This is a genomic window from Nitrospira sp. M1 (genome assembly GCF_965152605.1).
Genome location: NZ_OZ224217.1, coordinates 355,240 through 368,641, shown reverse-complemented (window position 1 = coordinate 368,641; position 13,402 = coordinate 355,240). Strand labels below are relative to the sequence as shown.

The 13,402-nt window shown below is 45.9% G+C and carries 11 protein-coding genes; 7 read left to right on the top strand and 4 right to left on the bottom strand.

What is annotated here, in order from left to right; translation table 11 throughout:
- Positions 1 to 42: 42 nt before the first annotated feature.
- The gene (locus tag ACWHX8_RS01705; protein WP_447970245.1) at positions 43 to 1,107 is read left to right on the top strand and encodes a DUF481 domain-containing protein; all 1,065 of its coding nucleotides are present in this window, start codon (positions 43 to 45) and stop codon (positions 1,105 to 1,107) included.
- 145 nt (positions 1,108 to 1,252) lie between these two features.
- Positions 1,253 to 2,041: a hypothetical protein gene (locus ACWHX8_RS01700; protein ID WP_447970244.1), complete on the top strand. Its 789-nt coding sequence runs from the start codon at positions 1,253 to 1,255 to the stop codon at positions 2,039 to 2,041.
- A gap of 330 nt (positions 2,042 to 2,371) precedes the next feature.
- Here the strand turns inward: ACWHX8_RS01700 and ACWHX8_RS01695 are convergent, their stop codons facing one another.
- Positions 2,372 to 2,689, bottom strand: coding sequence for a PepSY domain-containing protein (locus ACWHX8_RS01695; protein WP_447970243.1), 318 nt, complete (start codon positions 2,687 to 2,689; stop codon positions 2,372 to 2,374).
- Positions 2,690 to 2,841: 152 nt separating this feature from the next.
- On the opposite strand from ACWHX8_RS01695, the gene ACWHX8_RS01690 reads away from it, so the two are divergent.
- The 3 genes from ACWHX8_RS01690 to ACWHX8_RS01680 are packed head-to-tail and all read left to right on the top strand — an operon-like array spanning position 2,842 to position 5,253.
- Entirely contained in the window at positions 2,842 to 3,225 is a 384-nt protein-coding gene (locus ACWHX8_RS01690; protein ID WP_447970242.1) for a PepSY domain-containing protein, read from the top strand.
- 14 nt (positions 3,226 to 3,239) lie between these two features.
- Complete coding sequence (locus tag ACWHX8_RS01685) at positions 3,240 to 3,911, top strand: response regulator transcription factor (RefSeq protein ID WP_447970241.1); 672 nt, start codon at positions 3,240 to 3,242, stop codon at positions 3,909 to 3,911.
- Positions 3,898 to 5,253 (top strand): sensor histidine kinase, encoded by a 1,356-nt coding sequence (locus ACWHX8_RS01680; protein ID WP_447970240.1) that lies wholly within the window; start codon positions 3,898 to 3,900, stop codon positions 5,251 to 5,253. Before ACWHX8_RS01685 ends, ACWHX8_RS01680 begins: the two co-directional genes overlap by 14 nt.
- Positions 5,254 to 5,432: 179 nt before the next feature.
- Here ACWHX8_RS01680 and ACWHX8_RS01675 read toward each other — a convergent pair whose 3' ends face one another.
- Complete coding sequence (locus tag ACWHX8_RS01675; RefSeq protein ID WP_447970239.1) at positions 5,433 to 5,810, bottom strand: NirD/YgiW/YdeI family stress tolerance protein; 378 nt, start codon at positions 5,808 to 5,810, stop codon at positions 5,433 to 5,435.
- Between the two features lie 1,131 nt (positions 5,811 to 6,941).
- Between ACWHX8_RS01675 and ACWHX8_RS01670 the strand changes: the two genes are divergently transcribed.
- Positions 6,942 to 7,832, top strand: a complete 891-nt coding sequence (locus ACWHX8_RS01670; protein WP_447970238.1) for a carbonic anhydrase — start codon at positions 6,942 to 6,944, stop codon at positions 7,830 to 7,832.
- 734 nt (positions 7,833 to 8,566) lie between these two features.
- On the opposite strand, the gene ACWHX8_RS01665 is transcribed toward ACWHX8_RS01670, so the two are convergent.
- Positions 8,567 to 9,553: an acyl-CoA desaturase gene (locus tag ACWHX8_RS01665; protein ID WP_447970237.1), complete on the bottom strand. Its 987-nt coding sequence runs from the start codon at positions 9,551 to 9,553 to the stop codon at positions 8,567 to 8,569.
- A 1,897-nt stretch (positions 9,554 to 11,450) separates the two neighbouring features.
- On the opposite strand from ACWHX8_RS01665, the gene ACWHX8_RS01660 reads away from it, so the two are divergent.
- Positions 11,451 to 13,088 (top strand): SulP family inorganic anion transporter, encoded by a 1,638-nt coding sequence (locus tag ACWHX8_RS01660; RefSeq protein ID WP_447970236.1) that lies wholly within the window; start codon positions 11,451 to 11,453, stop codon positions 13,086 to 13,088.
- A 79-nt stretch (positions 13,089 to 13,167) separates the two neighbouring features.
- On the opposite strand, the gene ACWHX8_RS01655 is transcribed toward ACWHX8_RS01660, so the two are convergent.
- A complete protein-coding gene (locus ACWHX8_RS01655) occupies positions 13,168 to 13,329 on the bottom strand; it encodes a hypothetical protein (protein WP_447970235.1) in 162 nt (53 codons plus the stop codon).
- Positions 13,330 to 13,402 lie beyond the last annotated feature (73 nt).

The window sequence follows — 13,402 nt, the reverse complement described above, 5'->3', positions numbered from 1 at the left end:
GAGGACCAAGAATCCCGCAACCCATTTCTACAAGCCCGCCTCATGATACTACCGTTATTCTACAGACCGCTCTGGCCGCTCTTGCTCGTTTTCGCAATACTGCTCGGGCACCTGAACGTCAGCTGGGCGGATGAGGTCCAGTTTGTCAACGGTGACCGCATCACCGGCACCATCGTGAGGATGGAAGAAGGCTATCTGATCTTTCGAACAACGTACGGAGGTGAGTTTAGCCTTGACTGGAGTGTTATTGAAGGGTTGTCTTCTGCCAATCCATTAACGATTGAACTTGTGGATGGTTCGCGATTGCGGGGAAGCGTGGTTACGTCAGACCCGGAAGAAGTCATTATGGTCGCCCCAGAAGAAATCGTCACCCCCAAAGAAGAGAAGGTCCAGCTTCGAAAGATATCGATGGCAATGATCTCCTCGATTAATCCGCTGCCCGTATTTCGGTATAGTGGCAATACATCGCTCGGCGGAAACCGAACGGCCGGAAACTCTTCTACGCAAGCGGTAAATGCGTCTGCCGATTGGACCTTTCGCTTTCGCAAAACTCACCGTGCCGGGTTTGGAGGTCAATATAACTACGGCGAGGCAAACGACATCGTCACGGCCAGAAATTCCAGAGGGAACCTCAATTACGATTACTTTGTCTCAGAAAAAATCTTTTTGAATATTGATGAACTCTTCGAACAAGACTCATTCCAAGATTTAACGGTGAGAAGTTCAACCACCGTCGGCTTAGGCTATCAATTCTTCGATGACGAAGAGCATTCATTGTCTGCCGTTGTCGGACCAGGGTATGTACTTCAGGATTTCAAATCCAGGAAAACCATACAGAATCCAACGGGACTGTGGGCTGTCGACTGGAAATACTGGCTTATCTCCAATGGAGTAGAAGTATTCTTAAACCATCAAGGCTTTCAAGACTTCGGGAAACAAAGTACCGCAATTCGTATCAACTCAAGGCAAGGGTTGCGGGTAAAATTGAATAAATATATGTATGTCACCTTCGAATATGATATTCGATTCAACAGCCGTCCCTTATTTAACAACAAAAAACTGGATGAAGCATTAATTTTTGGAATTGGATTTGATGTCGGAAATTAACTCCACGAACACGTACGGGAACGTTTCAATGCACCTATTGTTATGCCACAAACTAATTTTCTTCCTTTGGCTTCTCCTCGTCATTCCACTTCACTCAATCAGCTCAGCCGCAGTTTCGGAAGACGAGCCTCGGTTGCCACTATCCATGACGGTTGTTGTAAAGAAGCCCAAGCCACAACAGTATGACCTGCATATCCATTTGACGAATATCAGTCAAAATCCCATCACAGTCGACGTTCATGATCTGCCCTGGAATCCCCCAAATGACTCGAAGTGGCTCAAAGCTCTTCGGCTAGATGCGGACAACAGCCCAATCACACAACGCACGGTTTTCTGGGATGTCGGCTCACAAGAAGTTCGGCTTCTTCCCGGTGAATCAATCCAGGACACCATCGCCTTAAACCCTCGGATACCTTCTCTGCTGTCCGACATTCAAACATTCGGGGTACAATTGAATTGGGACTGCCCTCCACCTTCATTAAAGTTTGTCTGTGACGCCCATGCACCCAACAGCATCACGATACCCAAAAGGGATGCAGGAGAACCCGATCACACACCCATCGACAAGACGGCATGCCGTGCACGCGCACGCAGCATCCACCTTATTCGCGTTTCCCCAGATCATGATGTCCTGTTCCTTCGAACCACTGAAGCGATAATGGCCAATGTTCAACAAGTTCAAGCGCTCCTCGATCAAGTCGATGACTATGTCCAACACTGTCAACCGATGTGGACAAACAGTTGGGCCGTGAGTTTTTTTACCGATGAGAAATACGCAGGATTTCTCAATGATGCAGACAATGAACACTACTATGAACAAGGTCTTTGGCAACAAGCCAACATTGGACAATATTCCAGCCAGATTCGAACCCTCTATCGATTTCCTTGGGACAAGAAAAAATCAGACACCGTGTACCTTTCGGTGTATCATTGACTCAACAACACCTGAATCGAACACACAATGCTGCTTGGCAGGTTTTGCAGAAGAGTGTCATGACACTTCGAAGAAGTTTTTTGTGAGTTATCTAGGCAAGAACAAATACTGAGGAATGACGTATTGTGGGGAAACATAATGCCAGATTCAATACGTTATGGGTGATATGCTTGCACAATGGAACACCATTGCTTCCCATAATCTCACAACAGTATTCCAAAGAACATGAGACGTGAATACTCTAATGTATACACATCGTCCAGGTTCTTCACCCTTCTCTAAACACACAGAGACGAGCTCGATGTCATATCCGGAAACGCCTTGAGTCTCTCATAGACAAACAAGCTCTTGTGAGATCGTAACCGTTGCTTCAGGCATAGTCACAACTCCTTCCTCAAACCATAATCCTTCCTCGAATTTTTGATTGTTTATGTTGGGACTTCGTATGATCCAGCTAAAGATTTCTCTCGTTTTGGGATTCACCTTTAACTCGACCTGTGCCCCTTGTGGATCATAGGCATTAACCGCATACCAGTGATCTTCACATTCAATGGCATACACATGATAATGCTGTCGCTGTAACCCCTCAACAATTTCCCCTGGAGAATGCCAAGGTTGCCTTCCCCATTCATGAAATTCCGTTCTCATAGTTCCCCCTTGGTTGAAAAGAGTGACGATATTCATGAATACACCATACTCCACAGTGCTTTAAGGCACGCTGAAGTGATCTTTCAGCTTGGCTTAAGGTTCTCTCTGATAAGGTCTAAAATATAATGAGACCTTATGGTATGGAGGAACATATGAGAACATATCAACAAAATCCTAGCGCACACTCAAACAGATCCTTTGTGACATGGGTAATTATCTTGACGCTCATAACATGGACAATTGTGCTAACGGTGGGACTCGGATGGTCCGTTCTTCCTGCTTACGCAGAAGACAAGACATTACCCTACGAGCAATTAAAAACGGAGTTTGCGCCAATTCAGCAACTCTTGACCAGAATCAATCAAGAGTTCGATGGCATCATCCTTGAAATTGAGTTAGAAGACGACGACGCCCATTGGATCTATGAAGTCAAACTTCTCACACCTCAAGGGAACGTACTTGAGGTGGAGTATGATGCCAAAAGCATGGACCTTCTGAATGTCAAAGGACGACGAGACAGCCCGAATGCTTCCTAAAAGAGTCTTCTAACATGAGAGTGCTTGTCGTCGAAGACGATCACCACGTCGCAAGACAATTGGCAAAAGCCCTGAGTAAAATGGCCTATGCCGTGGATATTGCTCATAATGGTGAGGATGGAGAATATTTCGGCCAGACCGAATCGTATGATGCCGTCATACTTGATCTTGGTCTTCCCAAAAAGGAAGGATTAACCATCTTACAACACTGGCGGAAAGAAGGTCGGATGATGCCGATTCTTGTGTTGACCGCACGAGATACCTGGCGGGAAAAAGTAACCGGCTTGAGAGCAGGAGCAGACGATTATCTAACCAAGCCCTTTGAAATGGAAGAGGTGGTCGCACGAGTGGAAGCCTTAATCCGACGCGCAACGGGACAGGTGAATCCTGTCATCACATGGGGGTCGGTCAAACTCGACACAAGCAGCCAACAGGTGTTCCTTGACAACATTCCTCTTGAGTTGACGGCACTAGAATTCAGAACATTATCCTATTTTCTCCACCATCCAAATGCCATCATCTCCAAAACACGATTGACCGAACATATTTACAACCAAGACTTTGACCTCGATTCCAATGTCATTGAGGTCCTCGTGAACCGATTACGAAAAAAACTCGGCACGTCATTTATTACCACACACCGAGGAAAAGGGTATCAGCTCACAACTTTTGATGAACACACGTAACACCCTCACACTCCGCCTTCTTCTCACCTCGAGCATTTGGGTTATCTTAACCCTTGTTGCTACCGATATCCTCCTCGTCCAATTATTTCGCTCACACCTCGAACAGCGCTTTGATGCATTTCTCTTTGATCAACTTCAAGGGAATATAGCCGCCAGTGAAATATCCCCACAAGACGGACGCTTACGGATGACATGGAGCCCCTCCAATCTTCGTTTTCATCGCCCACTCTCTGGTTGGTATTGGCAAATTCTCAAAGATGGAAAACTGGAAGCGAAATCGCGCTCGCTCTGGGATAAGCGTATTCAAACCAACGATCCAGCTATAGGAAGCGGCTTACAGTATCAGTACAGCATTGGGCCTGCAGGAGGTCAATTACGCGCGTTGAGCGAGAAAGTGACACTTCCGGACTCCAATGCCTACTTTACCTTTGTTGTGGCAGGTCCCATATCGAATATTGATCTAGATGTTCAGCAATTTTCTAAAATGTTACTGATTACACTGACCGCCTTAGGCATCGGGTTACTTGGTGCCGTCCTACTGCAAATTCGATTTGGACTACGACCATTGCGACAGTTAAAAGTTGCGTTAACGGAAACCCGGTCAGGGCACACAGCTCGGCTACCCGAGAGTTTTCCTCGTGAAATCCAACCAGTGGTATCCGAGCTGAATGCCCTGCTTGATCACAATGCCGCACTCCTGGAGCGGGCACGCACACAGACAGCCAATCTGGCTCACGCACTGAAGAACCCGTTGACAGTCCTCAATAATGAAACACGAGAAATTCAAGGGGAAAGTCGGCAAATTCTCCAAGACCAGATCTCAAGTATGACGGACTCCATCCATCGATACTTGTCCAAAGCCAGAGCGGCCGGAGCTGGGGGACTGCTACGAACTCGCATCAACGTGGCACCATTGGCAGAAGACTTGCGTTTTTCCATGAATCATCTCTACAAAGACAAAAACCTCCATATTCACTTTAGCGGATTAGAAGACTGTTCGTTTCAAGGAGATCGACATGACTTGGAGGAAATGCTCGGCAATTTACTAGACAACGCATGTAAATGGGCTCAAACGCGTGTTGAAGTTCATGGTGAACGAAACAATGGTCAGTGGAAGTTGATTGTAGAAGATGATGGCGTTGGGATCTCTGAAGAACAGTTGGCGTTAGCACTGCAGCGTGGACGCCGCCTTGACGAAACGACACCTGGACATGGGTTAGGCCTCAATATCGTACATGATATCGTCGCCCTATACGGTGGAACACTGCAATTACACCACTCTCCGCTAGGCGGTGTGAGGGCCAGCCTTGAATGGCCGGCTGTCGATGAACCCGATTCATGAATATAGAGGGGGCAAGCGATTCTTCTAATAGAAACAATCTGAAATTTCCTAAGTATACGTCGCACTTGAACATTACTCTCGCCTAGGACGTACAGTTCATTTCTGAAAAAATTTGATTTCATGCCCTTCACCACATTGATGAAGGACATGAAACCTTAAACATTGTTTCCTCTTTGAGGTTATTGGGTTTGACTGGGACCTTGACCTGAGGCATTGACCACCTCGACTGTTTCCACTTCCAATTCGGTCGTCGTCCACTCTTTGTCGATTTCGCCTGAAATGTGCAATGTCGTTTGCGGATTCGCTTGCACATTTCCCCACTTCTCATGATCGATCTCAACAATCATCGTCCCAGTGGCATCCTGGAAAAGATATCGCTCTGCGGATACTTGGCGAACAATCGTCCCTGTGAGTGAAACCCAAGAATCATCGATAGCCTCCTGAGCAGCTGACACAGTTCGAACATCGGCACTCCCGGCTCCCCGAAATTGCGCCGAAACAGTAAGCGCACTCAATACAATACATCCAACAACTAAAAACATCATGCGTGTAGTCATGAGAATTCTCCTTGATTGAATTGAAATGAACATCTGGACGACCCAGCAAATAATCAGGTTTGTCTGTCACTGGGCCTTAGCTCTTAGACTGCATGGTAATAATTCGATACGACCAGTGTTACCATCCACGAATCATTGACCTACGGCATACCGCAAAGGGCACGTCCTGATAATGCGTGAATCATTCATGATGCCTCCGTAGTGGTTAAAGATTGTTGACTCTGTCGGCATCATACTTATTGCAGCATGAGACCACGCTGAAAATGAATTTCAGCCTGTATTAAGGTTCGCGATCCAAACTTGGATTCACAACACGGCAGCATTGATGGGAAAGGCAATTGGCAGGAAGAATAGAAGGTACGAATTGCAAGAGATAAGTCGTCTCGTGTTCAGGGAATACTAAGGTACAATTATTATGTCTTGTTGCACTGCAACCTTTTCTCACTCATTGCTTCCGGCTTTTCCTCTTCAATCCATCCGCTCTTGGGTTTCATGTGTAGGGTTTCTTTTAATAGGCAGAATAAAGTGTCTGAAAAATCCTCCACTCTCAACAAGGCTATGCTCAAGCCACTTGTCGACGATGACGTGTAAGCCCTTGAATATACAACCGAATTAAAAATTGCCTGAGAAAGGCATAACCCTTGCTCACTTTTGGTCACGTTTCTTCATACATTCCTACAATAATCATTCAAGTATTTTTCATCATTCACCCAAAAGGAGGCCCCCCATGCCTGACAGGCTTCACAGCAATGCGCAACACGCAATTTTGGATCAAGTCCGTACAGTTCACAAGCACCCGCCTCACCCCAAAAATGTAGAGGGCTAATAACTAACCTCGACATCTATCTTTTGTGGAGTCAATTCTCCACAGACACCACATAGCTGAAATACATTCAACCGGACAATACTGCGACGGACAACTGCGTCTTGATGAATACTCGTCTTATAGTGTTCCGTAAATTATGTTGTTTAATGTTACAAAACACAGATACAGATAGCCATGACACAACAGCGAATCCAAAGAATGTCCACTCAATCATTCCGATTCACAAAGCGAAATAACTGCTGAAAGTGATGTGAAACGGCTATTGCATTTTTCCCCATTTATACTTTTATGAGGAGGCAGACGTTATGCAAAGAGGAATGTTACGCGCTGGAATTACCCTAGGACTTGGGTTGACCCTACTTACTGGGCTCAACACATCGCCAACAGTTCATGCCATGGAAGCGCTTGAAGCGGAGGCGAGGATGGAGTTTGGCTATGAGTCTCCGGATGTGACTCCTGATCAGTGGAATACACTTGCTCCCCTCTGCGGGAACGGGAAAGAACAATCGCCAGTTGATCTCAGCCAGTCAAAACTCACTCCCCGTCAAGAACGAGTCAGACTGCGAGATCAGAGAAACCTGAAGTTCTCATACCATGAAACACCTCTTGAAATTCTCAACAACGGACATACGGTAGAGGTTGAGTATGAAATAGGAAGTACATTACGACTCGCGAAATTCGGATCGGTATTTGATGTACGGCAATTTCACTTTCATAGTCCTTCTGAACATTCGTTTGAACACGGCGCGCTCTTTGATGTGGAAATTCACATCGTGCACAGCCGGCAAGACGATCCATCGCAACTTGCAGTGGTCGCATTACTAGTCAAAGAAGGCCAAGAAAATGTCGCCCTCAAGCCAGTCTTCGATCACTTGGATGCCGTCATGAACAAAGGAGATCATTTTGTTGGAGCCGAAGAAGTCAACATTGCTGATCTTCTCCCCAAAGATCAACGATACTTTGGCTACATGGGCTCACTCACAACCCCTCCATGTACCGAACAAGTAAAATGGCATGTCCTTCGAACCCCCATCGAACTATCGCGCGAACAGATTAATCAGCTCATTGCGGTCTTTGACAATTCCTGTTGTCCCATCCACGGGAACAATCGACCAACCCAATCGATAAACGCCAGAGCACTCGTACTGGACAAGAATACGTTTTCAGATTCAAATGACGAAGAGGATGACGACTAAAAGTCGAATGGTTGATTATAGCCGTTCCAGTTATGCCGAATCAGTTATAGCCGTTCCAATATACTCCGTCTGTACGACGTGTGTTTTTTCGCTGTGTGGATGATGTAAATTCGGCTGGAATGTTATTTGGGTTCGCTATAAATGTCGATCCACTGAATACTGGTTATAGCCGTTTCAATTATAGCGAAATCATGAAACATTTAGCCGAATTGACAGCACATACCAGACGCAACTACACACGTCATATAAGCGAACGAGAACCGGACCGGCTATAACTTCCGCTGGTGGAAACGTTGTACCGCGCTGAGTTCGTTGTATTTTCCTGTTTGGAACGTATTTGGATTCGCTATAACCCTTCGTTATTGAACCGTCAATCGTATACAGGGCATCCAGGCGGGCATAACTTTCCTCTATGTTTGCGCTGTGTCCATGATATAAATTCGGTTGGAAGTTACTTGGTTTCGCTATAATCGTTATTCATTGCTCGCAACGACACATATGTACCCTGGTTGGAGACTCACAACCAACTGGGGTCTATGTGAAGATTGGGACTATAAAGGAAGGAGAGAATACAACAGGAGGAGTCAACCAGGCCCCACGAACAGAAAGAGAGGCGGGGCTTCCCTGCTAGCAACTTTCATACACAGACAAAGGCTTCTAACAGGCATTCACCACATGTCCGTCAACGACGAAGGATACACCGATAATCAATCAAAAGAGTGTACAGGAGAAATTCATACCGCAATCTTTTTAGTATCTGAAGCCTCTCCCATCGAATTGCGACTCTGTTGATTCAGCACCCAAGCCGGGACTGGCCGAACGTCCCAAATCAACCCACACTTTTCAAACACCAGCAGTAGGTAGTAGGTGATATCAATTTCCCACCATCGAAACCCCTGCCTGGCTGAGCTGGCATACCAATGATGATTATTATGCCACCCTTCGCCCAACGTGATGATCGCGAGGAAAGGATTATTTCGGCTATTGTCTGTCGTGGGATAGCGTCGAGTGCCAAAGCGATGGGAAAGGGAGTTGATCGTGAAGGTCCCGTGGTACAAGGCAAGAGTCGAAATAACAAATCCCCACACCAACATCTGCCATCCATTAGTTTCGAGACCTGGAGAAATAGCGCCTAGCCATTCTCCAAAGAAAAATAAACCGACCGCCAATATAAATGGGACAAGCACATCAAAGCGATCGAGAAAGCGTAATTCAGGGAACCGGGCAAAGTCTTTGATCCGCTGATGCTGGGCAGAAAGCTGTTGATACGATAAAAACCAACCCAGGTGACTCCACCACAGGCCATGCTGGACGGGCGAGTGAACATCAGACGGTTGATCAGACCGAGCATGGTGAATGCGATGATTTGACGCCCACCACAATGGCCCACGTTGCGCCGCACTCGATCCGACGATAGCAAAGACAAACTGCATAAACCGGGACGTGCGATATGATCGATGCGAAAAGTAACGATGATAAAACCCTGTAATCGCAAACATACGAATCCCATATAACAACACGGCCACCAGCACAGCCACAGGACTCCAGCCCACCCAAAATACTGTCAGGACAGAAACATGGAGCGCAATGAAGGGAAGCGCGCGCATCAGATCCATGGCACGACTATCTTGATCAGAGGTTACCCCGACATCAGACTGAGTGTCGAACCAACATATCACAGTCCTCAAACATTTCGTTACGATTTCTCGTATTTCAAGCATACGTGCATAGATCCTTTCTCAGCCGTAGGAATCTCGAGTCCTCAGGAGATAACAATCCAGGAGAAGTTACTTGATTCGTTTCCAAATGATTTTAGTAGTCAGACATCCTTAGATTGTTTGGGGGGATTGAAAAACCATATAAGGTATACCAGATGGGTACCATCATGCAATAAAAATTATCAAAAATATAGCTCGCGGCATTCAATAAATAGTGTTTGAGAAATTACAACCCCTCCCTCGCGCACACTTTTTTCTTTTCGCAACGGCATTATGTAAAGATAACATTCCATTCGCTAATAGATAGCTCAGCAGATGAAATTTCCTCTTGTTCAACCGATTTATAATGAAATAGTGCAAACATTTTCTGTGGTTAAGTGAGAGGGCCAGAGGCTATAGCCGTTTCAGTTATGCCGAATCAGTTACATGTCGATCCACTGAATGCTGCTTGACCCTTCGTTATTGAACCGTCAATTGTATCCAGAGCATCCAGGCGGGCATAACTTTCCTCTATGTTTGCGCTGTGTACATGATGTACATTCGGCTGGAAGTTATTTGGTTTCGCTATAATTCCGCAGGGAAAGCCATGGTGGCTCGACTGAAATGTATGAGGATTCGCTATAGTTCGGAATCTTCACATTTTCTAAGCTGGGTGGAAAAAGGTGAAAGTTTCAACCCCAAAGAGGGATCGCGATAGAAGCCATTTTTGGTCTTAAATATGTATAAAAACTCTCAATGTCAGAATGAAAAGAGGTCGCGATACACCACGCAAGACTATCCAATAGTTGAATCGCTTCATTGCCATGGATGACCCTAGCCAATAATTTCCCTTATCCTTTTTAGCTTATATGACCAAGTACGTCATCATTTTCGTGCAATTTCGCACAACCAATAGCGTGCGAAAATGCACGAAAAGTACCTCGCAAAAAATATCACTCCCATTAAATTAAATTAAATATTAGTAAATTCAACATGTTATTAAATTAGTAACACAAAAAGCATATTGGACTGTTTTTTGCTTATTCTATTGTTCGTTCGGATAAATAAGAATGTATTTTTCAAAACAGCACACGAAAGCAAGCGAGAGGTCAACAACATGGAACCATTACTAGACTTAGCTGTTATTGGGATCGTCTCAGTCCTTGTCATGTTTAACATTTACGGCTAATACAGCCTGTAAAGCTACAGATATCCGACGCTATACTGCACCTAGCTTTCCATCCACCACATGTTTTCGCTGATTTTTCGCGCAGGGCATGCCTCTACTGTACAGCCCCTAAACTCTTTGGTATAACTTAACAGGACTTGGTGTTTCCGGGAAGTCATCTGACTAACCGTTTCAGGCTTGACGGTACTTACGCGAGCGCCATCTTAACCAGATACGTGCAAGGTTACCCAAAAGCACGAATCGTTCGCAGCCAAGCAACCGTATCATGACCAGTCATATGTTCAAGTGATGTCTATCATGAACCTGACTGGTTTTTTTGACACATTTCAAAACAGACGATGCACATGACTCGTACGGTTCTCCGTAACGTTAGAATGCCTACAAACGAGTCGACCACCGCTGCACACATGACAGCTATCTAAGATTTGACCAATTTCATCAGTTGAATACCGTAATATCATAGGGTTATCGCCAGACCCTGCCAGGATATGACAACGCGAAAGCATTCAATTAATAATGATGCTTCTGCCAAAAACTTGAAATGGGTATGAGCAAACAGTCAACACTCAACTCGTTCAGCTTCTTGAGCACCCTCTCTCGTCACACAACTTCATCAAATCGCTCACTACCTAAACAAGATCCTAGCGTAAAGCCGAACATCAGCAAAATACAGCGATCCAAGACCATCTTTCCAGGCAAGAATCCTCTGAACATCACAAGGATCGAGTATTCATGACTTCAGGAACAACGATAATTCCAAGAGGTGTACTGTCCGAGCTTCCCAAGAACTGGAAAGCTGACCTAATTTCAGGCTTTCTCGTCTTCCTCATTGCCCTGCCTCTGTGCTTAGGCATTGCGCTGGCATGCGGGTACCCTGCCATCGCCGGCATCTTTACTGCAATTGTCGGGGGAGCGATTGCAACGTTCTTTAGCAATTCAGAGCTTACGATCAAAGGTCCTGCGGCTGGCCTCATTGTCATCGCCATTGGATGCGTCACCGAATTTGGCTTCACCGGCGGGAAAGATCCAGCCCTTGACTATCAAGCCTACAGACTGGCGCTAGGTGTCGGTGTCGCCGCCGGAGTGTTTCAAATTTTCTTTGGAATGTTTCGCACTGGAATTTTGGGAGAATTTTTTCCATCATCGGCAATCCACGGTCTTCTCGCAGCCATAGGCATCATCATTATGGCTAAACAATTCCCTATCGCACTGGGAGTGAGCCCGGAGGGCAATCCACTGGAGTTAATCGCAAAAATCCCTCAATGTGTCATGGAAATGAATCCGCTTGTCGGACTCATTGGGCTCATCAGCCTGATCATTATGTTTAGCTACCTGTTTATTAACAATCCCAAGCTGAAAATGATTCCAGCCCCCATGATGGTCCTGTTCGTCACGGTCCCGCTTGCCATTTTCTTTGATTTCAGCCAGGAACAGACTTACACATTCAATGGGCAAGACTACCCCCTGGGCAAAAACTTTCTCGTCGCCGTTCCAGAGAGTATGTTCAGCGCAATCACGTTTCCCGACTTTTCAGGACTAATGACCCCGACCGGGTGGAAATACGTGTTCATGTTTGCGCTGATTGGGAGCATTGAATCCTTGTTGAGCGCCAAGGCTATCGATAGCGTAGACCCATGGAAACGAAAGACCAACCACGATCAAGACATGTTAGCCGTCGGCGTTGGCAATACCATTGCCGCGTTCATTGGCGGACTTCCAATGATTTCAGAAATTGTGAGGAGCAAGGCCAATATCGACAATGGCGCACGCACTCGATTTTCAAACGCATTTCATGGGTTATTTCTGCTCTTCTTTGTGGCATTGCTACCAGGCGTGATTAATCAAATCCCCCTTGCCGCTCTTGGGGCGATGTTGGTCTTTACCGGATTTCGCCTCGCGTCTCCTCAAGAATTCATTCACACGTATCACGTGGGGAAAGAACAATTTATTATTTTTGTGTCAACAGTCATTGGCGTGTTGGCCACAGATTTATTAATGGGTATTGCCATTGGCATTTTCATCAATATTCTTTTGCATTTAAAAAATGGCGCACCGGCTTCCTCCCTGTTCAAACCACAAATCAGCGTCCAACGAAACGAGAAAACCGGCGTCACCGTCAAAGTCAAAGGCTCGGCTATTTTCAGTACATGGATTGCGTTAAAGAAAACTCTGGAGCAATTGACAGAAGAACCACGCGTAACCTTGGATTTGTCGGAAACATATCTTGTCGACCATACAACGATGGGCAAACTCCATGAAATGGAAAAAAACTTTAAGGAGCGAGATGCCGCCCTGATCGTTACAGGATTAGAAGACCATCAACCTCTGTCAAACCATCCAGAGGCGGGACGAAAGAAAGCACAGATATAGCTAAGCCTTGCGATGAAACCCGATGACTCACGTTCAAGCGTAGACCATTGGGTGCCCCTAGAGTGACAGGACCGATGATTCAGGCACAACAACACATAAGCCAGGAATCTCCCGCAACACGCTCCACACCTAACGTTTCCCGAAAAGGCACAACGAGAGACGGCGTCCATTCAATGTCGAATTGGAGCACGGCATGACGAATCGCCATTTCAGCTTCGCCTTTTGTTCGTCCATTTTTCATAACGACTGGAATCCTTTGTCTTAAGCCAGGAACGCGTTGATGATTGGATCATACAAGGCATCACTTTTCGTGA